Below are 1,025 nucleotides of genomic sequence, written 5' to 3'. Positions count from 1 at the left end.
CACTATCGTTAACTGAATACATAGGTTAACGAGGCGAACCGGGGGAACTGAAACATCTAAGTACCCCGAGGAAAAGAAATCAACCGAGATTCCCCCAGTAGCGGCGAGCGAACGGGGAGCAGCCCAGAGTCTGAATCAGCTTGTGTGTTAGTGGAAGCGTCTGGAAAGTCGCACGGTACAGGGTGACAGTCCCGTACACGAAAGCACACAGGTTGTGAACTCGAAGAGTAGGGCGGGACACGTGGTATCCTGTCTGAATATGGGGGGACCATCCTCCAAGGCTAAATACTCCTGACTGACCGATAGTGAACCAGTACCGTGAGGGAAAGGCGAAAAGAACCCCGGCGAGGGGAGTGAAAAAGAACCTGAAACCGTGTACGTACAAGCAGTGGGAGCACCTTCGTGGTGTGACTGCGTACCTTTTGTATAATGGGTCAGCGACTTATATTCTGTAGCAAGGTTAACCGTATAGGGGAGCCGAAGGGAAACCGAGTCTTAACTGGGCGTTAAGTTGCAGGGTATAGACCCGAAACCCGGTGATCTAGCCATGGGCAGGTTGAAGGTTGGGTAACACTAACTGGAGGACCGAACCGACTAATGTTGAAAAATTAGCGGATGACTTGTGGCTGGGGGTGAAAGGCCAATCAAACCGGGAGATAGCTGGTTCTCCCCGAAAGCTATTTAGGTAGCGCCTCGTGAACTCATCTTCGGGGGTAGAGCACTGTTTCGGCTAGGGGGCCATCCCGGCTTACCAACCCGATGCAAACTACGAATACCGAAGAATGTTATCACGGGAGACACACGGCGGGTGCTAACGTCCGTCGTGAAGAGGGAAACAACCCAGACCGCCAGCTAAGGTCCCAAAGTCATGGTTAAGTGGGAAACGATGTGGGAAGGCACAGACAGCCAGGATGTTGGCTTAGAAGCAGCCATCATTTAAAGAAAGCGTAATAGCTCACTGGTCGAGTCGGCCTGCGCGGAAGATGTAACGGGGCTAAACCATGCACCGAAGCTGCGGCAGCGAC

General features: G+C 52.8%; 1 rRNA gene. It reads left to right on the top strand.

Annotated elements, in window-relative coordinates:
* Nucleotides 1-1,025: ribosomal RNA gene (locus tag USH94_RS22455) — 23S ribosomal RNA — on the top strand; the annotation flags it as partial.

Source organism: Enterobacter sp. 148H3 (assembly GCF_034107425.1).
Classification (GTDB): domain Bacteria; phylum Pseudomonadota; class Gammaproteobacteria; order Enterobacterales; family Enterobacteriaceae; genus Enterobacter; species Enterobacter vonholyi.
The sequence above is the reverse complement of the archived record's forward strand: the minus strand, read 5'-3'. Positions and strand labels throughout refer to the sequence as shown.